General features: G+C 42.1%; 18 protein-coding genes. 11 read left to right on the top strand and 7 right to left on the bottom strand.

Annotated features, from left to right (window positions below; translation table 11 throughout):
• Positions 1-31 precede the first annotated feature (31 nt).
• Complete coding sequence (locus ACOQON_RS01370; RefSeq protein WP_420577139.1) at positions 32-1144, bottom strand: THUMP domain-containing class I SAM-dependent RNA methyltransferase; 1113 nt, start codon at positions 1142-1144, stop codon at positions 32-34.
• 27 nt (positions 1145-1171) lie between these two features.
• Complete coding sequence (locus tag ACOQON_RS01365; protein ID WP_420577138.1) at positions 1172-1693, bottom strand: hypothetical protein; 522 nt, start codon at positions 1691-1693, stop codon at positions 1172-1174.
• A 320-nt stretch (positions 1694-2013) separates the two neighbouring features.
• On the opposite strand from ACOQON_RS01365, the gene ACOQON_RS01360 reads away from it, so the two are divergent.
• Positions 2014-2886 (top strand): hypothetical protein, encoded by an 873-nt coding sequence (locus ACOQON_RS01360; RefSeq protein ID WP_420577137.1) that lies wholly within the window; start codon positions 2014-2016, stop codon positions 2884-2886.
• Positions 2887-2956: 70 nt separating this feature from the next.
• Here the strand turns inward: ACOQON_RS01360 and ACOQON_RS01355 are convergent, their stop codons facing one another.
• The 4 genes from ACOQON_RS01355 to ACOQON_RS01340 all read right to left on the bottom strand — a co-directional run bounded on the left by ACOQON_RS01355 (position 2957) and on the right by ACOQON_RS01340 (position 6495).
• Complete coding sequence (locus ACOQON_RS01355; protein ID WP_420577136.1) at positions 2957-3115, bottom strand: hypothetical protein; 159 nt, start codon at positions 3113-3115, stop codon at positions 2957-2959.
• Positions 3116-3226: 111 nt separating this feature from the next.
• A complete protein-coding gene (locus ACOQON_RS01350) occupies positions 3227-3934 on the bottom strand; it encodes a hypothetical protein (protein WP_420577135.1) in 708 nt (235 codons plus the stop codon).
• Positions 3935-4049: 115 nt separating this feature from the next.
• Positions 4050-5978, bottom strand: a complete 1929-nt coding sequence (dnaK, locus tag ACOQON_RS01345) for a molecular chaperone DnaK (RefSeq protein WP_420577134.1) — start codon at positions 5976-5978, stop codon at positions 4050-4052.
• A gap of 316 nt (positions 5979-6294) precedes the next feature.
• Entirely contained in the window at positions 6295-6495 is a 201-nt protein-coding gene (locus tag ACOQON_RS01340; RefSeq protein ID WP_420577133.1) for a hypothetical protein, read from the bottom strand.
• 80 nt (positions 6496-6575) lie between these two features.
• On the opposite strand from ACOQON_RS01340, the gene ACOQON_RS01335 reads away from it, so the two are divergent.
• From ACOQON_RS01335 to ACOQON_RS01290, 10 genes are all read left to right on the top strand, one after another.
• Positions 6576-7355 carry a LytTR family transcriptional regulator DNA-binding domain-containing protein gene (locus ACOQON_RS01335; protein WP_420577132.1) on the top strand — a complete coding sequence of 260 codons (780 nt, stop codon included), beginning with the start codon at positions 6576-6578 and terminating at the stop codon, positions 7353-7355.
• 23 nt (positions 7356-7378) lie between these two features.
• On the top strand, positions 7379-8959 hold the full coding sequence (locus ACOQON_RS01330; RefSeq protein WP_420577131.1) for a peptide chain release factor 3: 1581 nt from the start codon (positions 7379-7381) through the stop codon (positions 8957-8959).
• 65 nt (positions 8960-9024) lie between these two features.
• Positions 9025-10929, top strand: coding sequence for a histidine kinase dimerization/phosphoacceptor domain -containing protein (locus tag ACOQON_RS01325; RefSeq protein WP_420577130.1), 1905 nt, complete (start codon positions 9025-9027; stop codon positions 10927-10929).
• The gene (locus ACOQON_RS01320) at positions 10929-11621 is read left to right on the top strand and encodes a LytR/AlgR family response regulator transcription factor (protein ID WP_420577129.1); all 693 of its coding nucleotides are present in this window, start codon (positions 10929-10931) and stop codon (positions 11619-11621) included. The genes ACOQON_RS01325 and ACOQON_RS01320 overlap by 1 nt, the downstream gene beginning before the upstream one ends.
• 97 nt (positions 11622-11718) lie before the next feature.
• Positions 11719-14940 (top strand): beta strand repeat-containing protein, encoded by a 3222-nt coding sequence (locus tag ACOQON_RS01315; RefSeq protein WP_420577128.1) that lies wholly within the window; start codon positions 11719-11721, stop codon positions 14938-14940.
• An 18-nt stretch (positions 14941-14958) separates the two neighbouring features.
• Positions 14959-16098 carry a gliding motility-associated C-terminal domain-containing protein gene (locus tag ACOQON_RS01310; RefSeq protein ID WP_420577127.1) on the top strand — a complete coding sequence of 380 codons (1140 nt, stop codon included), beginning with the start codon at positions 14959-14961 and terminating at the stop codon, positions 16096-16098.
• 3 nt (positions 16099-16101) lie between these two features.
• Positions 16102-17004 carry a type IX secretion system membrane protein PorP/SprF gene (locus ACOQON_RS01305; RefSeq protein ID WP_420577126.1) on the top strand — a complete coding sequence of 301 codons (903 nt, stop codon included), beginning with the start codon at positions 16102-16104 and terminating at the stop codon, positions 17002-17004.
• Between the two features lie 43 nt (positions 17005-17047).
• Entirely contained in the window at positions 17048-17731 is a 684-nt protein-coding gene (locus ACOQON_RS01300) for an RluA family pseudouridine synthase (RefSeq protein WP_420577125.1), read from the top strand.
• Positions 17728-18039: a DUF6787 family protein gene (locus tag ACOQON_RS01295; protein WP_420577124.1), complete on the top strand. Its 312-nt coding sequence runs from the start codon at positions 17728-17730 to the stop codon at positions 18037-18039. The genes ACOQON_RS01300 and ACOQON_RS01295 overlap by 4 nt, the downstream gene beginning before the upstream one ends.
• A complete protein-coding gene (locus ACOQON_RS01290) occupies positions 18023-18991 on the top strand; it encodes an aminodeoxychorismate synthase component I (RefSeq protein WP_420577123.1) in 969 nt (322 codons plus the stop codon). Before ACOQON_RS01295 ends, ACOQON_RS01290 begins: the two co-directional genes overlap by 17 nt.
• A gap of 92 nt (positions 18992-19083) precedes the next feature.
• Here the strand turns inward: ACOQON_RS01290 and ACOQON_RS01285 are convergent, their stop codons facing one another.
• Positions 19084-22344, bottom strand: coding sequence for a VPS10 domain-containing protein (locus ACOQON_RS01285; RefSeq protein ID WP_420577122.1), 3261 nt, complete (start codon positions 22342-22344; stop codon positions 19084-19086).
• Positions 22345-22395 lie beyond the last annotated feature (51 nt).

Below are 22395 nucleotides of genomic sequence, written 5' to 3'. Positions count from 1 at the left end.
GAATTGTCCCCTTGAGGGGACCACCGGGGTGTTAATACAGCTCATACTTACAAAAATCACACTCCAACTTTCCGTTGTAAAGCGTGATGCGTTCTGAATCTTTCAGCCCGATTTGTTTTAGGGCCTTTTTGTTGGAGCTGATTAACCAGGCATCATAGCCGGCAAAATTTTGCTTAAAAGCATCTCCCATTGTTTTGTAGAATTCCAGAATATCATCTCCGATTCGTTCACCATAAGGTGGGTTGGTAATGATCATGCCGTGATCGTTGATGGGCTTGAAATCCCGAAAGTCCATGGTCTTGATCTTCACTTCCCTTCTCAAGCCAATCTTTCCTAAAGCTTTTCTCGCAAGGGTTACCGCACTATCATCAATGTCAATACCTGTGATATCCATACTTGGCTTTCGCATTTTATTCTGCTCTTCCGTCATCACATTGTTAAATAGGATTGGGCTGTATTCCGGCCAGGTGCGGAATCCGAAATCTTTCCTTTTCAGATTAGGAGCCATGTTCATGGCAATCATAGCTGCCTCTGTAAGGATCGTACCACTCCCACACATGGGGTCAACCAATGGTGTCTTCTTGTCCCAGCCAGACAGAATTACCATGCCAGCTGCCAGCACCTCATTCATCGGGGCTCTGTGTCCATCCTCCCGATATCCTCGTTGATTCAAGGCAGCTCCTGAGCTGTCCATAGAAACCGTAAAGAAATCATTCGCGCAATGAACATTGAAAAGCACGTCCGGTTTCTCCGTATCAATATTTGGTCTTCTTCTGTATTTATTTCGAAATTGATCAACGATGGCATCCTTGGATTTATAGCCCACATATTTCGAGTGGGTAAAAAGCTCTGAGAACACCACCGTGTCTATGGCAAATGTTTGATCCACATCCAGAAAGTTGGACCAGTCAAACCCCATCATCTTATCATAGAGCTGCTTTTCAGTTTTCGCCTGAAAAGAATGTATCGGCACCAGAATTTTCAGCGCCGTTCTCAGCGCAAGGTTCGCACGATATAAAAAAGCAGGATTGCCCTCACACTTTACCCCTCGGGTGATCTTCTCGATTTTCTCGCCTCCCAGTTCTCTGATTTCATTCGCGAGAATATCTTCAAATCCGAAAAGTGTCTTGATGGTTAGTTTCATGCCGCAAAGATGCAGCCATTTTCCTTTCTAGTTTGCCTCTTTGGTCGCCGTATAACTAAAGTAATTTTTCATCCAGGTTTGACCACCATCATAGGATCGATCCATTTTCCATTTGTACTGGTCTTCAGAAATATCATAGAAAGTAATTTTCTCCAGGTATTCCCCTCGTTGATCCCTTCCTTTTCCATCAAAATAAAAATTGCCATCCCGATATTCTCCGGTCATACTCGTGCTAATGGCCAGGTTGCTTTCCACCCACATCATACGCCATTGTTTTGTCTGTTCATCATACGTTCGAATAGTTGTTCCATAGCAAATCAGCTTGCCATTCGGATCCTTATAGTAGAAATCGTCCTTGTGAGCGGTTTCATTGAAGAGGTATGAACATTTTGTAAAAAACTCCTGCTCGACAAAAGAACCATCCGGAGTGAGTGATTTTGCCTCGTACGTCCAGTCTCCAATCAGAAAATCCATTTTACTGAATTCATCGGATTGTGCCTGTGTGGAAATACAAATAATAAAAAGGAGATAGGTGAGTGTTGGTTTCATAGGTTTTTGAGTGTAGAACAAGGCTGAATGCTCAAACTCTTATTTTAGATGTCATTCTAAACCATGAGCACTTATTTAAAAGACGATAGATCCTTCACTTCGCCTGCCTTGCTGACAGGCAGGTTCAGGATGACACGATGTTATAAACACACAAATCTAAAATTTATCTGTCATGCTGAATTTATTTCAGCATCTATATCAAATAGACCCTGAAACAAGTTCAGGGTGACTATTATAATAATATTCAGGCTGTCATTCTGGGGTACGAAGCATCTCTTGTATAAAACGGTTATTTTTGAATTTCTCTCAATATTTTTTTGATGAACTCGATTATTGAATTTATAAATGAGCTTTTTGGAATTCGTTCTGAAACCTCAGCTCCAATCTTGATTACAATTCTTGTATTCATCACAGGTCAAATATTTATCTGGCTCCAATCACTAATAAAAGGGCTCTACAAAAGATCAATAATTAGGAGGAGATTTGTTAACGTCATAGACTCATCAATTTCAGCCACTAAAAGCCAAGTAAAAGATTTTAAAAAATTGATGTCAAAAATGCAAATTGAGGATCTAAGTGCAATAACCCATAATAGACGTCAATTCTATCAAAATATCATATTATCAGAAATTGGTTTTGGTAACTCATATTCAGGTTTCTTTGATGGAATTGAAAACTTTTCTAAAATCTGCCGCAAAAAAGTTCGAATAAAAGCACTGGACAAATGCTGGGGAGTTATGAATTCAATTGACTACTGGATTAATGAAGATTTTAAACAGATAGATAAATTCAGCTCAGAATATAATTATGCAAATGATCTAAGAGTTGAATCATCAAATAAATTGAACCATTTGATTGATATTATTTTTCAAACCCAATCATTCAAGCCTAACACTCGCATTGCCTCCTACATGATTGAGTTAAAGGGCATTGATGATAAGTTTAGAGAAGAAAAAAATTGGAATCCTAAGGCAGAGAATGATAATTTTATTAGGCCGATTCAAAGGCTAAATGAAAAGTATCCTTCTGTTCATAAGAACCTTCCCGAAATGAATTCGCTAATTCATAAGACCATAACACATTATGATAGAATGGTATTCCTAGTTAATAACGTCCGAAAACAGTACGAAATAAATGCGAGAGACTTCAGGAAATTTTACCGAATATTAAAGAAGTGCCTTGAAATCCTATAAAAAAACCCTCCCCGCCCCGATAACTATCGGGACGAAGAGGGTCTATCACTGCCTAATTATTAGAAACAAATTACCTGGCCCTATTCAAGTTATTTAAAATCTTTTGTGAAAGTATTTGCTGGCTTGGGTGAAACGAGTACAAAACATCATCATACGAAAGTGCAAACTCACTGGATCGTCCGGTCACGTATCTTCTTTTCATTTCGTCGTACCATAGGTAAATTTTCATAGCGCAATTCTTTTTAAGTGATTACACTATTCAAACGGTAAGCTTGATTTTTACCCTACCTCAAATAGTTACAAGTTGTAAGTGATCAGCTGTTAGTAAAGAAATAAATTGCTAATCAGGTGGCAAATCTATTTTTGGAGGAATATGGTTTAAAGAAACAGTTGAGAACCCCTGCAATTTATTTATTGCTGATATCCTCTTTAAAAGGAACTTTCTAATTCCTATGTAATATTGATGTTTAGACTCATCAAGCTTGGCAGGCCCTACAATAGTTATTAGGCTGCTTAGATCCGAAAAGTATCCCGAAAATACCTTTGCCATCTTAAGTTGAATTCTCTCATTTTCGGTTTCCACAATCTCTTCTAAAATAAGCCTGAGAATCGGATCAATCTTTCTGTATTCTTCTGCAAAGATCTCATGAAATCGATCTTGTCCTTCCCTTAGTTTTCTTCGAAAGTACCCAAATGCTTCACGTCCTTTATATGAATTGCCTTTAACATTAAATACAATAGTATCAGATTGCCCATCCAGCATCTCGATTAATTTAAGATAGTTTGTAAAGTCAGAATCATCCTTTGCAATTTGATTGGCCTCTCTCTGAGCATCAAAGGCCATATATAAAAGCAGTGCGCTAATCAGTCCGATTACAGGAGCAGTAGCCCCACCAATAATATCACCTATTTCACCGTAACCCATTAGATTAAAAATCGGATGAATGGCACCTTGAACAACAAACACAGGAAAAACTATAGTTAGCAGTATCGCTACAATAAATATTAACCCTAGTCTCTTTTTAAAAAAATTATTTATCCGTTTCATGAAATAAAAATAAAAAACCCTTCCCGATTACTCGAGAAGGGCATAATCTATATCCAGGGTAAAATCAGTCTTGAAGTTAAAGCTCGAAGCTCATAACTCAGAGCTCGTAACTCTACTACTTCTTATCCTCTTCTACCTCTTCGAATTCTACGTCAGACACATCGTCAGCAGACTCGCCGCTATCAGAAGCTCCGGCATCTGTACCTGCTGCGCCAGCGTCAGCACCACCGGCTTCTTGCTGCGCCTGGTACATCTCCTGCGAAGCATTCTGCCAAGCGTTGTTCAACTCTTCCATCGCTGCATCAATCGCTGCAAGGTCTTGCTTACCGTGCGCTTCTTTCAGCTTGGTCAATCCTCCCTCGATAGCTGTCTTATTGCCTTCAGAAAGCTTATCACCAAACTCTTTCAACTGCTTCTCGGTCTGGAAGATCAGTGAGTCAGCCTGGTTGATTTTCTCAACTTTCTCTTTGGCTTGCTTATCCGCTTCAGCATTTGCCTCTGCTTCCTGCTTCATCTTGTTGATTTCCTCATCAGTCAATCCGGATGATGCCTCGATTCGGATGTTCTGCTCTTTACCAGTGCCTTTGTCTTTCGCACTCACATTCAAGATACCGTTCGCATCAATATCGAATGTTACCTCGATCTGAGGAACACCTCTTGGTGCCGGCGGAATGCCATCCAGGTGGAACTTACCAAGCGACTTGTTGTCTTTCGCCATTGGTCGCTCACCCTGAGTAATGTGAATCTCTACAGACGGCTGATTGTCAGCTGCAGTCGAGAATGTCTCAGACTTCTTCGTTGGGATCGTTGTGTTTGCTTCAATCAATTTCGTAGCTACTCCACCCATGGTTTCAATACCTAGTGACAATGGAGTCACGTCAAGAAGCAATACATCTTTCACTTCTCCAGTGAGTACACCACCTTGGATTGCAGCGCCAATCGCTACCACTTCATCCGGGTTCACACCTTTTGAAGGCTTCTTACCGAAGAATTTCTCAACTTCCTGCTGGATGATTGGAATTCGTGTAGAACCACCAACCAAAATCACTTCATCAATATCAGAAGTAGATAGTCCAGCATCTTTAAGTGCTGCCTCTACCGGCTTCATAGATCGTTTGATCAAGTCATCAGCAAGCTGCTCAAACTTAGATCGAGTTAATTTTCTAACAAGGTGCTTTGGCACACCATCCACTGGCATGATATACGGAAGGTTCACTTCAGTTTCAGAAGAACTTGAAAGCTCAATCTTGGCTTTCTCTGCCGCTTCTTTCAATCGCTGAAGTGCCATAGGATCTTTTCTCAGATCAATGCCTTCATCATTTTTAAATTCTTCTGCCAGCCAGTTGATGATTACTCCATCGAAATCATCACCTCCAAGGTGCACATCACCGTTGGTAGACTTCACTTCAAATACACCGTCACCAAGCTCAAGGATTGAAATATCGAATGTACCACCACCAAGGTCATACACCGCGATTTTCATGTCTTTGTCTTTCTTATCAAGACCGTAAGCTAAGGCTGCTGCAGTCGGCTCGTTGATGATTCGTTTCACCTCAAGACCCGCAATCTGTCCGGCTTCTTTAGTTGCCTGACGCTCTGCATCGTTGAAATACGCAGGAACAGTAATGACTGCCTCTTTCACTTCCTGTCCTAAGAAGTCTTCGGCAGTAGATTTCATTTTCTGCAAAATCATCGCAGAAATTTCCTGCGGTGTATACTTTCTGTCACCAATTTTCACTCGCACTGTGTCGTTACTTCCTGACTCCAGGCCGTAAGACACATTCTTCATTTCTTCTTTTACCTCAGAGTACTTCTTTCCCATGAATCGCTTCACGGAGCTCACCGTATTCTGTGGGTTGGTGATCGCCTGTCTTTTGGCCGCATCACCTACTTTTCTTTCTCCCTTTCCATCTTCGAGGAATGCCACGATCGATGGTGTCGTTCTTCTTCCTTCACTGTTCTGGATCACCACCGGCTCATTACCCTCCATCACAGAGACGCAAGAGTTGGTAGTTCCTAAGTCGATACCTATGATTTTTCCCATGTCTATGATTTATTTCTTATTCGTTAATTCTCGTTTCGTTTTCTATTAATCAATGGATGTGCCAAAGGAAAAATCGTGACACATTGACAGGCGGCACAGCCGCTTTTGATAAACAACCTGAAAAAATGATAGTGAAATTGAGTTTTTTTGGAGAGAACTGGCAGCTTTTCACATCTGCTGATATTCGGGCTGTCCGGCTTACGATGTGCCGCCTTCCATCCCGTCTAAGTGGACTGGCATGCACTTCGATTTGATGTTGTATCTTACTATAACGTCATTCCTGATGTAGCGTAGCGGAATTCAGAAATCTAAACATTCAAGAATCTTTATCGCTCCTATCATCATACCGCTGTTTGATCACCCGCACAATTAGCAGTAAAACAAACACCACAATCATCGCAATAATCAGGGTGTTTTTCACTTCTGTATGACTCAATGATGTCTCTCCGGAATCAATGACCTGGTAGATCAAAAATCCAACCATGAGGTAGAGGACATATCGAAAAGATTTTCTCATGATGTGAAAGTAAGAAACACTAACCACTTGTTTTCAGTTATCTCTTCATAACTCATATTTGAGTTGTCTCATCGACTAACATGAAATTGAAAAATCCATTTTTCAGACTCTCTCATAGAGAGCAAAAAATCCATGCGATAATATGGATTATAATTTTCATTGCCATTAATATTCCTGAGTGGGCTATTGTTCTAGGTCCATTCCACAGTGATGACTATTCACTTTTCATACCCAGTCTTTATGGAATAGTATTGAAGACTTACCTATTCTACGGAAGTGCTTTCAAATTCATAGATCAAAGAATCAAAAATTTTGAAAAACGTTTGGGAATGACCATTCAATTATTTGTAGGCATTACCCTGATTGAATTTCTGCTGGATACCGGATACTACACACTGCATTATTGGAAAATGGATTTGACAACCTTCACCGAAATATTAATGGGTCAGTCACTATTAAACTTTGTCTTCTTTTACCTACCATCCCTCATGTTTGGCTTTACCAGGGCGATTTACATTCAAGAGCCTAAAACAAGTGAGTCTGAATTGATGATTGAGGACAAAGGAAAAAAAGTAAATATTCCCATGAGCAAACTCACTCATGTTGAGAGTAAGCAAGACCACTGTATTCTTTATGCGGGAGATAGGTTCATGATTCATCAAAGTCTTGAAGAGATACAATCGGAGCTGCCGGATTCATTCAAAAGGTGCCATGAATCCTTCATCGTCAATACTCAACTCATCGATAAGCAATTAGGAAAAGAATTGGTAGTCGGTGGGTTTATTATTCCCATTGATTCCAGATATAGAGAAAATCTGAAATTAACAACAAAACAAGATATGCTCCATCCTATTGCCTAATTTTGCGCCTCAATTAGATCAATATGACGCTGGAGCAGGAAATAGGTAGACGCAGAACGTTTGGAATCATCGCCCACCCCGATGCAGGTAAAACAACACTGACAGAAAAATTGCTCCTTTTTGGAGGAGCCATTCAAACCGCAGGAGCAGTAAAATCCAATAAGATCGATATAGGTACGCGCTCAGACTGGATGGATATTGAAAAACAAAGAGGTATTTCAGTCGCTACCTCTGTAATGGGTTTTGAATACAAAGACCTGAAGATCAATATTCTGGATACTCCTGGTCACAAAGACTTTGCAGAAGATACCTATCGAACCCTAACCGCCGTGGACAGTGTAATCATGGTGATCGACTGTGTGAAAGGTGTGGAGGAGCAGACAGAAAAGCTCATGGAAGTGTGTCGTATGCGAAACACACCAGTGATCTGCTTCATCAATAAGCTGGATCGTGAAGGGCAAGACGCTTTCACCCTTTTGGACGAAATAGAGGAAAAACTTGACATCAAAGTTCGTCCGATGAGCTGGCCGATAGGGATGGGCAAAACCTTGCGTGGCGTTTACAATATCTACGAAAACAATGTGAATCTATACGAACCCAACAAGCAGAAACGTGTAGACGATGTGGTGAACATCAAAGGGGTAGATGATCCGGAACTTGACAAACGACTACCTGAATCACTAGTCAAAGAACTTCGAGAAGAGATTGAGCTGGTCAATGGTGTGTATGACGAGTTTGACGAGAAGACCTATCTAAGTGGAGAGGTAGCTCCGGTTTTTTTTGGCAGTGCAGTAAACAACTTCGGTGTTAGAGAATTGCTTGATTGCTTTACTCAAATTGCACCACCACCAAAACCACGAGAAACAGAAGAGCGTGAAATAACTCCTTCAGAAAAGAAATTCTCCGGATTCATTTTCAAGATTCACGCCAACATGGATCCAAAGCACCGAAACCGAATCGCATTTGTACGTGTGTGCTCCGGAAAATTCCAACGAGGAAGCAACTACTATCATGTACGTCAGGACAAGCAAATCCGCTTCTCAAATGCTACCGCCTTTATGGCACAGCAAAAAGAAACCGTGGAAGAAGCCTTTCCAGGAGATATTGTGGGGTTATACGACACAGGAAACCTAAAGATCGGCGATACGCTGAGTGAGGGGGAAAAAGGCCTGTACAAAGGCATTCCATCCTTCTCACCAGAGATGTTCCGAGAGGTTATCAATATGGATGCGATGAAATCCAAGCAGCTGGACAAGGGGTTAAATCAATTGATGGATGAGGGTCTTGCTCAGCTTTTTACTTTCGAATTGGGATCGAGAAAAGTGGTCGGCACAGTAGGTGCACTACAATTTGAAGTGCTGCAACATAGGCTACTTAATGAGTACAGCGCAAACGCAAAATTTGAACCGGTTAATATCTATAAAGCTTGCTGGATCAGCTCAAAGGATCCGGCCAAGTTGGATGCCTTCATCAAAGACAAGCAACGCCACATAGCCAAGGACAAGGAAGGTAAATTGGTCTTCATGGCAGAATCTAAAGCCTGGTTGCAAATGGTGCAGGAGAACTTTCCTGATATTGAGTTCCACTTTATTAGTGAATTCTAAAAAGTCAGCTTCTCCACCACCCACAAATTAGCTAGATTGCTAATTGAACCTAATCACTTGGATGCATGATCCGTCCCATTTTAGCAGGGCTTGTTCTTGCTCTAGGAACCCAAATTTCTAGTGCTCAGAACCAGGAGCTTGATAGCCTGTATCAATTATTAAACAAACCATTATCCGACTCCTTAAAAGGTTATGTGCTTGACGAGCTTTCTTATCAATGGTTTTATAACAACCTGGACAGCTCGCTTTTCTATGCCAATAAATCTGTTGACATCTTTAAAAAGATCAAGGATAATAAGGGACTCGCAAGAGCCTATACAGATGCAGCTGTGGCATACCATTATAAAAATGAATGGGAAAGTGCTGAGTCAAATTATTTAAAAGCAAAAGCTGCTCATGAAGCATCCGGGAATCAACTTGGAGTCGCCGGTAGCCTGAATAATCTGGGTGTGCTTTTTATGGATAGAGGGGACTTCAAAAGTGCGGCTGATCAATATTTAACTTCTCTAAAAATAAAGGAAGACCTGGGTGATTCAGTAGGTATGGCTTCAGGCAATGCGAACCTTGGATTGATATTTAGAAAGCAGGGAAATTACGATAATGCCATCAAGTACTACTCGATTGCATTAAACATCCTCCTAAGATTAGGAGCTGAAGGTAACCTTCCGACCATTTACATCAACATGGGGTCGCTTTTCAATTTTAAGGATGATTATGAGACAGGTTTGAAATACAATAAACTAGGACTAGCGGCATCTGAAAAATTGAAATCAAGTAGATACATTGGTGAAAGCTTTGTGAATATCAGTGATTCATTTCTTGGAATGAATGAATTGGACAGTAGCCTGTCCTACATCGGTAAAGCCATTAAAATTTTTAGATCCAATGACGATAAAGTGAACCTATCAAGAGCCTTAAATTCTGGTGCCAGCCTTCACTTGAAAAAGGGGGATTATCAGACAGCACTTAGTTTTTCAAAAGAAGTGCAGAAGTTAAATAGTGCCGGAAATCTGGACTTGAAGGTAAAAAACGCCCTCAACCTATCAAAAGGATACGCAGGAATAGGACAAATGACTGCCGCTTACAATTCCTTAATGGACGCATATACTGCAAAAGATTCTTTGCTAAATGAGTCTCTAAATGAAAAAATCATTGAACTCACCACTCAATATGAAAGCGAAAAGAACGAACGCAAAATTCTGGAATTAGAGCGCAATCAAATAGAAGCCGACTTAAACCTGTCACAATCAAGAAATCAACGGAATGTACTTATTCTAGCTGCTTCACTTATTCTCGGAATATCCGTTCTTCTATTTATTCTTTATCGAGTCAAATCCAGATCAGAAGCAACAATCTCCAAATCATTAGAAGAAAAGGAAACACTGCTGAAAGAAATCCATCACCGAGTGAAAAATAACCTACAAGTGGTCTCTAGCTTGTTGAGTATGCAATCAAGGTTTATCGAAGATGAGCACGCGCTGGGGGCAGTGAATGAAGGGCAATCCAGGGTAGAATCCATGGCACTCATTCATCAAAAGCTTTATCAGGAAAGCAACCTTTCCGGTGTTAAAGTTAGGGAATATATTGAAGACCTGGCAGAAGTACTAAAATCATCCTACAGTATCCATGACAATATAGAATTTGAGTATGATGTAGAGGACTTGACCATAGATGTGGACACCATTATCCCAATAGGACTGATTTTAAATGAATTAATCTGCAACTCACTAAAACACGCATTCCCAAACAATGCTAAGGGGATGATCTCGATAAAACTGAAAGAAGAAAATAATCAACTTCAGTTGGAGGTTCGAGACAATGGAATTGGATCAGCCGGAAAACGTTCAGAAAAAACCTTCGGGATGGTTTTAATAGACTCCCTGGCCATGAAATTGAAAGCCACCCTCGAAACCAACTCCAATCAAGGGACATCCACTATTTTAAATATCAATAAGTATAAATTAGTGTAATGTACAAGCGGATTTTGATAGTGGAGGACGAGCCTCTCATCGCCAAAGACCTTAGCTATATTCTTGAGGATATCGGCATACAAGATATTACACTGGCTCTCAGCTATGATGATGCAGTGAAAAGCTGTAAGGACGAATCCTATGATCTCATACTGTTGGACGTCAACCTCTCAGACGAAAAAGATGGAATTGACCTGGCCCATTTCATCAATACTGAAATCCATGTGCCTTTCTTTTTCATTACCTCATACTACAATTCCAGCACAGTTGCCCGGGCAAAAGTGACTCAACCACTAGCTTATTTATTGAAGCCGTTCAACAAACATGACATCCAAATCAATGTGGAAATGGCGCTCTACAAGTCTGAACACGCTAATGAAAATGAAACCATTTTTCTAAGAGAAAAAACCGGGACGATCCAGTTGGAGCTTACCAATATCAGATACCTCGAAGCTCAAAGTAACTATACAAAGATTGTCACGTCAGATACCGAGATTCTCGCCAGCCAAACACTCAAAGCTCTATTAGGTAAACTTCCGGATTCTGAATTTGTACGAACACATAAATCCTTTGCTGCACGCATAGATCATATAACTATGATTAAAGGGGGTTATGCTTATTTAAATGATATTAAAGTTCCAATTGGACGATCTTTTAAAGAGGAGTTTCAGCAAAGAATAAAGATCATCTAAATGCCGTTCACTCAAAATTCTGGTAGTTCACCATCATTATAATGAATCTAAGATCGAATGAGATAATTTGAAGAATAGTCTCAAAAAGTTCTTAGTAATGAAACACCTAATCATCTCGATTTTTACGGTCATTCTTATCACATTGACCCACACATCAATTGCTCAATCCGTCGGGATTGGAACCGAAAATCCCAACTCCAACGCCATCTTAGAACTGGTAGCTCCCACAAATGAGCAGGGATTACTGGTGCCGAGGATGACCACCGCACAACGGACATCTTCTACATTTACTAGCAACCTCTCATCCACCGAAAACGGATTATTGGTTTATGATTCGAATGAAAATAAATTCTTCTTCTGGATCAATAATCAATGGGTTGAGTTGGCTACTGGTAACCTAAACGGGCTACCGGATCAGGTAGGTCAAAATGGAAAATACCTAACCACAGATGGTTCTACCGCCTTATGGGGCGATATGGATTTCTCAACACTCACCAACGTTCCTACAGGGCTTTCCGATGGAGATGATGTGAACGACGCAGATGCAGATGCTACCAATGAATTCCAGGATTTAAGTCTGACAACAAATACACTAGAGCTAAGCAACAGTACTGCCACGGTTGATCTTTCGGGCTATTTAGACAATACAGATGCGCAAAATCTGGATTTCACTTCGGGCATTATCTCTTTGTCAGGTGATCCAGATGCAACATTGATAGATCTTAGTAGTTATGATACTGACTTCTCCGACGATTTTGATGGGATCTTTTCCAGCCTTTCAGGTATTCCCACAGGGCTTTCTGATGGGGATGATGTCGATGACGCAGATGCAGATGCTACCAATGAACTTCAAGACATCAGTACTACCGGTGCGGCTGGTAACATCTCCCTTTCTAGCGGGTCAACACTCAATTTAAACGTAGATGATGCAGATGCTGATCCTAACAATGAAGATCAGACAGTCTCCGCAGGAACCGGTATCTCTGTCAACCAGGTTGGTGATGATTTTGAAGTGACAAACACAGCTCCCGATCAAACTGTATCCATCACCGATGGGGGAAGTGGTAATATCACTGTGGGAGGTACTTACCCCAATCTGACCATCGATGTACCTAGTCTCGACGATGCGGATGCCGATGCTACCAATGAACTTCAAGACATCAGCACTACCGGAGCGGCTGGTAACATCTCCCTTTCTAGCGGATCAACACTCAATTTAAACGTCGATGATGCGGATGCTGATCCTAACAATGAAGATCAGACAGTCTCCGCAGGAACCGGTATCTCTGTCAACCAGGTTGGTGATGATTTTGAAGTGACAAACACAGCTCCCGATCAAACTGTATCTATCACCGACGGGGGAAGTGGCAACATCACTGTGGGAGGTACTTACCCCAGTTTGACTATCGATGTACCTAGTCTCGACGATGCGGATGCCGATGCTACCAATGAACTTCAAGACATCAGCACTACCGGAGCGGCTGGTAACATCTCCCTTTCTAGCGGATCAACACTCAATTTAAACGTCGATGATGCGGATGCTGATGCAACTAATGAAATTGAGCTGCCGGCTCAGACAGGTCAAAGTGGAAATTACCTTACTACTGATGGATCAAGTCCGAGTTGGTCATCAATCGCTGAAAGTCAATGGACCACAAACGGCACCAGCATTAACTATACAACTGGAAATGTGAATATCGGAGCGGGTACCATACCATCCTCCCGATTGCAGCTTTCTACCAACAATGCCAGTAGTACTACTCCACAGTTGACTATTCAGGAGTCGGATGCCTCATCAGATGCCTCACTCTATTTCAACCGATCGGGTACCAATTTGACAATGGGAATTGATGCAACAGACGGAAGTTTCAAAATGAGTGGAGCCAACGCACTTGGGAGCAACGACCGCTTCATCATGGATTCACAGGGAACTTTAGGTATCGGAGTAACTCCCAATGCCCAGTTTCATGTCCAAACCAATACGGTTGAAGGCACTACTGCACGGCTGACTAATACAGCCTCAAGTGCTACCTCTAAAATCGGTATCCTCAATGAGCTGGACAATCAGGGAACCGCCACTAAAACAGGAATATGGAATGACATTGACGGAACGACCGGTGAGACCGGAAACGTGAAAGGAATCTATAACATCATTAGCCCGACTGATGGCACCACTTATGGATCTCACACACAAATCAATGCTTTAGGGACTGGCATAAGGTATGGCTCATTTTCAGATGTAAGAGGTGCATCTGGAAACAGCTCTAGAATCTATGGATTCAGAGCTAATATGGATCATGATGGGACAGGTGATAGCTATGCTTTTTATGGCCAAAGTGCTGGAACTACATCCGGAAACAGATACGGAGTTTTTATTGACAGTGAGGACTTCAATTATTTCACCGGACACATTGGAATCGGTGATCAAAATCCAGATGTGGAGCTAACCATTAAATCTTTCGATATTAATTCCACTAATCCCCTTATCCGGATGACTTCAGGAGCTGCGTCAAGTGATGCTGCAATCAGTTTTGAAACTGGTGGTCTTGGGCAGGATTTTTTCGTGGGTGTGGATGCAACAGATAACGCATTCAAAATAAGTGATGCTGGAGGCTTTGGAGCGAATGATAGATTGACAATTTCTTCCTCCGGAGACATTGGAATTGGTCAACCATCCCCAAGTGCAAGATTAGATGTAGTGGGTACAACTGAACTAAACGGTGCGCTCACGGTCTCCACTGGAGGGGCCAACATCACAGGAAACACATTGGTAACAGGCACAACTACTTTGAATGGATTCCTCAACGTGACAGATGGTGTGCAAATCACAAACGAGTATTCTTATTTTTCAGCCAAAATACGGTTTGAATCTTATCATCCGTCAGAGTTTAAACAGATTCGTTTCAGCACCACTACCTCGCAACTCGTAGCTAATAATTTCACAAATCAGGAAGTTTATTTTGCCGGTGGAAGTAGCGCTTTGGGTTATGCCTCTACCCCTGTAAAATTGCCTGATGGAGCAATTGTTACTGATCTGGAAGCATATGTTTTAGACAATGATGCTACGGCTGGAAATTTTGTGCGCGTGAATCTGTACAGAAGTCAAATTGGTGTGGCGAATTCGAACCAAAATATGGCACAAATAGAAACAACGACTGAAAGCGCCAGTGTTCAAACATTGACCGATAGCACAATTTTCAACGGGACGATAGATAACAGTACATACTCCTATAGACTTTTATTTTCAGGACGAGAGGGCTCTCAGGAAATCCAGTTGCACGGAGTAAGGATTACTTATACAGTTAATCGGGTAGACTAAATCTAAAACAGATAATCAATGAAAAGATTTAGCATAATACTGCTACTCATTCTGATGGATTTGGCTGCACTAAATGCACAAAATCTGCTAACCAACGACAACAGCCTAGTAGCGATTGATGCCAATGTTCCTTTCACCATCCAGGGGAGCGTCATGAACAGTGGTACGATCCTCAATGAAGGTGCTTTGAGACTATTAGGAGACTGGGACAATAGCGGTGACTATAACTCAGTCTCCGGCACCTTCTCACTCCTTGGTGAAAATCAAATTTTTACACCGGGTGATTCAGAGTACGCTCACCTGGCGATAAACTCAACTGGTGTTGCAGTTACATCGGGTTTAGTGATCACGAAAAGTCTTGAGCTCATTAATGGAATTGTTTCATTAACCCCCGATGCTACTTTATTACTCAATAACGAAGCGTCCATTACTGGTGGAAATTCGTCTTCATACATTGATGGGGCATTATTTATTTCTCCACGCGAAAGCTTCGACTTTCCAGTAGGGAGTGAGACCGAATATCTGCCAGTAACTCTTTCTTCCATTGAATCTGAAGACTCCATTGGGGTGCAGGCCTTTAGTTCCGAAATCGAAAGTACAATTTCATCTGAGTTGGATTCATTTTCACCCAACAGGCATTGGGTATTGATGGGCAATGATGGTTTTTCAGTGGAAAGCATTTCGCTTCCCATTAAAAATGAAACATTCATAGAAACAGAAGACGAGGCGGTAGTTGCCTTTACTGCAGACTTAAACGATCCATTGAAAATCATGGGTGTGCCACTGGTCTCTGGCGACCTTAACGAAGGGATCATTACTTCTTCAGGGCGAATAATTGCAGGGTACTATGTGCTCGCTGATCAGAGTGTAGGAGGACCCCCTATCACAGTCATTAACGTGGTGACCTCTCTACAAGATGGAAAGCATGACTTCTTAAGAATCGAAAACATTGAATTCTATGAAAACAACTTGGTGGAGATATATGACCGACAAGGGGTAAAAGTCTTCAAAATGACTGGTTACAATAATCAGGATCGGGTATTTCGTGGAAAAGCAAATGTCGGATCAAGAGGAATGCTGGAAACGGGGAGTTACTATTTCACCATTCAGCTAACGGGAAGCAAAAGAGAAGCCGGTTTCGTCTACGTAAAAAATTGAGCCATGAAAAGAATATTTTACATACTATGCATGGGAGTGGCTCTGACCACCTTTTCACAACAAGACCCACTTTACAGCCAGTATCAATTTAATCAACTTATGATCAACCCTGCCTATGCAGGCATCTATGAACGATTCTCCGTTGGAGCAATCAGTCGGTTTCAATGGGCAGGTATTGATGGTGCTCCTCAAACGAACACGATTACCGCCAATTCCTCTCTGGCTGAGGGGAAAATTGGTCTTGGGGCAGTCGTCTTGAATGATCGTTTTGGAGTGAGTAGCAATTACGAGATCCAGTTGGCCACTTCATACAACATTCAGTTCAGCAAAGAAGCTAAACTGGCGATGGGTATTCAAGGTGGATGGATTCAATATACCTACGATTTTTCCAACGTCAACATGGACTTTATGGATGACCCTGAAATTGTCAATAACCATGACAACTTCTCAAAGCCTAATTTCGGGGTAGGTTTCATGCTGATGCACACCAACTATTTTGTGGGGGCATCCGTGCCCAGAATCCTCAATGTTTCAGTAACAGATGGGGCTAATCAATCAGACAGATATAAAAGACACTATTACCTAACAGGAGGGTTCGTTTTTGATGTGAACAGAATCCCGGTAAAAGGAACAGCGCTTATTCGGTCCATGGCCGGAGAAACATACTCTGTTGATCTAACTGCCAGTGCTTTCTTAGATGAAGTCATGTGGGCTGGTGTTTCTATCAGAGACCTTAAACATTTTGGAATTCTGGGTATCTTCCAACTCGGAGAAAACCTGAAATTAGGTTACTCATTTGAACTTCCCACAAACAATCTGATCTATGGAAACTATGGCACTCATGAGGTATCTGTATCTTATAATATCAGGTATGGTTATGGACGTCAGGAACCTATATTCTTTTGAATGTTAGCTGTACTTCATCCGATCTGCTAATTTTGCGGACCGAATGAGTAAGCCGACAGTAAAATACGAAGACAATCACCTCCTCATCGTGGAGAAGCCTGCCGGGTGGTTGGTGCAAGGGGATGAGACCGGAGATGAAACACTCACCGACTGGGCGACCGAATACATTAGAAAAAAATACGACAAGCCAGGAAACGTCTTTTGTCAGCCGTGCCATCGACTGGATCGCCCGGTGGGAGGATTGGTGGTATTTGCCCGTACCTCAAAGGGTCTGGAAAGAATGAATAAGCTTTTCCGAGATCAGGAAATTACTAAAACGTATTTAGCCGTTGTAGATGGTGCACCTAAAAATCCTGAACATGAGCTTGTCCACTGGCTGGACAAAGATGGAGGTAAAAACAAGGCGCATGTTAGAAAACCCGGAAAAGGAAATGCAAAAAAGGCAGTGTTAAGCTACTCGATGCTCGCGTCCCTGGGTAAGGTATCATTATTGGAAGTAAAACCTCAAACAGGACGTCCTCATCAGATCAGGATCCAAATGAGGGAGAATGGAACGTCTATCCGGGGAGATATTAAGTATGGATTTAATAAACCCAACCCTGACAAAAGCATTGATTTGCATGCGTACAAACTGGAGTTTGTCCATCCGGTAAAAAACGAACCAATTAAAGTGATCTCTAAACCTGTATGGTTGGATTTTGACGCCTTTATAAAAGAACTGAAATGAGTTGGATTCAAAAATTAAAAGATAAGTGGGGCTTGGAAAGCAACTGGCAATTTGTTGTGATCATGCTCGTATTCGCCTTTACAGGGACAACAGTTGTATTAATTAAAAAGCCATTAATCAATCTGCTATTCGAAGATGGGGTGCGACCACTTTGGTTCCAGATCGCCTACTGGGTGTTGATTCTTCCGGTCTACAACGTTATCCTTCTTTTCTACGGCTTCCTTTTTCGACAGTTCGACTTCTTCTGGAAGTATGAACAAAAAATGCTGAAGCGTTTCGGAATCAAAGTCAATGCTGACAAAGAATGAAGCTATATCGAAACTAAATGATCTAGGAGCAGCTGGTCAGCCGTTTTCTTTTTATTGTGATTTTTTGGGAGAGAAGTGGTGTATCGAAAGTGGTAATCAAGGAAGCCAATTTTACCTACACATTGAGAATAAAGATCAATGTACAACTCAGGCCACAGTCGACAGTCGACAGATTAGCTTTAAAAAATATCCCGTAAAATATTCAGTATTTAAATCGGCCTTCGATCAAGTCATCCACCAAATCAACATTGGTAATTCTTTTCTCACAAATCTCACTTTCGAAACTCATATTGAAACGAATCTAAATCTGGAAGAAATCTTTCGGCATTCACAGGCAAAATATAAACTTCTGGTTCCAGACCAATTTGTGGTTTTCTCACCTGAGACCTTTGTCAAAATCAAGGATGATCACATCTTCTCCTACCCAATGAAGGGCACCATTGATGCCTCCATTCCAAATGCAGAGCAAATCATTCTGACCGACACAAAAGAAACGGCCGAGCATGTGACCATTGTGGATTTGATTCGGAACGACCTGAGCCAGGTTGCGGAAAAAGTAGAAGTGACGAAGTTTCGCTACATCGATCTATTGGAAACAAACGATAAGAAGCTTTTGCAAGTCAGCTCAGAAATAAAGGGTCACTTAGGGTCCAGCTGGAAAAGTAATCTTGGCGAGATTCTTTCAAAGCTTTTGCCAGCAGGTTCTATCTCAGGTGCCCCCAAACAGGAAACGGTAAAAATCATTCAAGGGACCGAATCCTATAATCGCGGATTTTATACAGGCATCTGCGGCCATTTTGATGGGGAATCGCTGGAAACAGGTGTGATGATCCGATTCATCAAAAAAGAAAACAATCAACTTATTTTTTGCAGTGGTGGTGGTATCACCTCCTTCAGCGAAGCACAAAAAGAATATCAGGAAATGATGGATAAGGTGTATTTGGCTATTTAATAAAACGTCACTGCGAGTGAGGCTAAGCAGTCTCAATAATAAGATTGCTTCGCTCCTACGTCACTCGCAATGACGTTAAACTATATAATATACTATCTTCCTTCTACCCAAGAGCCACCAGCAGCTTCAACTTTGTCAGCAATACTCCGTGCCTTGATCTGTTGTGCTTCCAGTCTCGTCTTTAGATCTTCCCATTGTTCTTTGATGATTCGCATGGTTTCTTCATGGGTTTCTGTCGGGCCATAGGTAGAAGTGGAAATGCCTCGCCATAATGCAAAGACCCGATCACCAAGTGTTGGCCTATTACGTTCACCTATTTGATTCTTCGCAGGATTTCCATTCAATTCCGAATCCAGGACGTTCAGACTTTCCTGAAGGGAAGTGACTTCAGACATGATATCCGACGAAACATTGGCATGTGCTGCCGCACTAAACAATTTCTCGGCCATCTTCCTTGTCTGCGAAAGTTCGTATCCCAACACATTCACATCTCTATTTAGATCCTCATAGGATCTCCAAAAGGCAATGACTTCCGCCATCGGGCTTCCTTCCAGGGTTCCCTCATCATATAATGGTTCAACCTCAACATTCACCGGTCCTGCTATTTGGCTGAATTCACCTCGCTCAAACTTGTGTAATGTCGCGGTATATGTCCCTGGCGCGCACAGTAAACCATTCATATCACCAACTTCTGAATTGAGAGTTAATGCCTCAGTTGCACCCACTTTCAGATTCCATGTCACGCGATGAAAGCCCTTCGTGTTACCATCGGCTTTCTCACGATTAATCACATTTCCAGCTTGATCTTTGATTTCTATATAGACAAATGGGTCCGTTTCACGGGTCTCATCATTTAAGGCATCCCAACCCGGAAATGAAATATTTCCGGCATTTCCTTTCTCCTTATCCTGACGCTTCTGCTCAAGACTCTTCAAATCATTTTTTAAATAATAGGTAAAAGTTGCCCCGAATTCCGGATTAGGAGCTACATAAAGCTGAGAACCTTGTGACCCTCGCTTATCATCAAAACTCAGAATAGGACGCTCCATATACCACCATGATTTTCTTGGTTCAAAAAGAGTCGCATCTTCGCTCATCTGATTTTGATTCACATTTCGTAGTGCCGAGTAGTCATCTAGGATGTAAAATCCCCTTCCAAATGAAGCAGCAACCAAATCATTTTCTCTTCGCTGAATCGCTAAATCCCTGAAGGAAATGGTAGGAATACCTCCTTCGAATTCTGTCCAGCTTTGTCCACCATCAATGGTGAAATACACACCAAACTCTGTGGCCGCAAACATGAGGTCTTTATTTACATGATCCTGTACAATTCTCCATACCAGATTCTTGCTTCCTAGTCCATTTTCAATTCGTGACCAGGTTCTTCCTTTATCTGTACTTTTCACCAGATACGGGCTATAGTCCCCTTCTTTATGATTATCCAGGGCGACATACAGTGTGTTCTCATCAAAAAGATCAGCTTTGACATCATTTACATAACATCTGGATGGAACACCCATCACACTCACTTCTACTTTTCTCCAGGATTGGCCCTCGTTCTCTGTCACCTGAATCAATCCGTCATCTGTACCAATGAAAATGACTTGCTCATTCTGAGGGGAGACGGCAATCGAAGTGATGGTATTGAAATTAGACATGGCTCCCACATCCCATGGTGAATCCCAGCTTTGGGTTCTACCCATAATTGGGAGTGTCAATCGCTCCTGATCTCGGGTGAGATCCCCGGAAAGAGCTGTCCAGCTATCCCCACGATTCGTGGACTTCCATAAACGCTGAGATCCGTGATAAATAGTAGCCGGATCATGCGGCGATACCAAAATCGGGGCGTCCCAATTATACCGCTCAAAATCCTCATCCGGTCCAGGCTGAGGCATCACATCCGTTACTTCGCCGGTCTTCAGATCAATTCGTGAGAGTGTCCCCTGCTGACGTTGACCGTACACGATATTCGGGTTCCCCGGCTCAGTAGCTGGTTGATGTCCATCCCAGTTTAGAACGACCTTCCAATCTGCATTTCGAATGCCATGAAGGTTATCTGTGCGCGAAGGGCCACCTTGTGTACTATTATCCTGTGTGCCACCATAAACATTATAAAAAGGTTCAGCATCATCGACAGCTACCTTATAAAACTGCGTGATTGGCAGGTTTTCCATGTATCTCCAGGTTGCACCCAGATCAAAGCTTTCATACACCCCACCATCGGTTCCCACTATAAGGTAATTCGGATCAGACATCTTGAAAGCCACTGCGTGGTTATCACCATGCTTAGCCGTTTCATCCATGTTTTCGAAGGTCTTCCCACCATCCTCAGATTTCATCAGCGTATTGTTCATCATATACAGCCGATCGAACTTATGAGGTGAGGCATAAATTTCCTGATAGTAGTGCGGGCCTGTAGCACCGGCGACAGCATCTGACATTTTTGTCCAGCTACCACCTCGATTGTCAGAGCGCCATACTCCTCCTTTAGTACGATTCAGTTCTATTGCTGCGTAAAGTACGTCAGGGTTGAGAGGTGAAATAGCTAAGCCCGTTTTTCCCCACTTACCTTCTGGCAAGCCTGTTTTCAGCTGAGTCCAGGTTTCACCCGCATCTTCACTCAAATACAATCTTGATTTTTCACCTCCTCCCATCCAGGTTGCAATGGTTCTGTGGTGTTCCCATGTGACAGCATATACTCGGTTAGGATCGCGAGGATCAATCACCATATCCGTCACTCCGGTGTATTGATCATCTCCCAGTGTTTTCTTCCAGATTTTACCACCATCAGTAGATTTGAAAAATCCACGATCACCACCGGGACTCCAAAGCGGACCCTGTGACGCGACGTAAATCACATCCGAATCATCCGGATGTACAATGATTTTAGAAATGTGTTCAGAGTTTTTCAATCCCATGTTGGTCCAGGACTCACCTCCATCCATACTGCGATAAATACCATCACCAAATCCGGCATGTCTTCCCCCAACATTCTCTCCGGTACCTACCCAGACCGTATAAGGATTATTCGGATCTAAAGTCACGCAACCAATGGAATAGACTGGTTGATCATCGAAAAGTGGCTTAAATGTCGTTCCGGCATTAGTAGTCTTCCAGACTCCACCCGAACCAACAGCTACATACCACACATTTTCGTTTGTGGGGTCAATGGCCAGATCGGCGATACGACCGGACATAAAAGCCGGACCGATATTTCTGAATTTAAGGTTTGAAAAAAGTTCAGAATCGAGCGGTTTGGTATTTGAACTGTTTGACTTTCTTCGCTGAGCATCAGCGGTGAATAGAACTCCAGCCAAAAATGACAAGAGTATTAGTGAGGTTAAACGCTTCATGATTAAAGTAAAAGGTTAAGGTTTCCTTTAAAGATAGGCAAAATAGGAAGA

Source organism: Ekhidna sp., assembly GCF_965221965.1.
Classification (GTDB): domain Bacteria; phylum Bacteroidota; class Bacteroidia; order Cytophagales; family Cyclobacteriaceae; genus Ekhidna.
The sequence above is the reverse complement of the archived record's forward strand: the minus strand, read 5'-3'. Positions and strand labels throughout refer to the sequence as shown.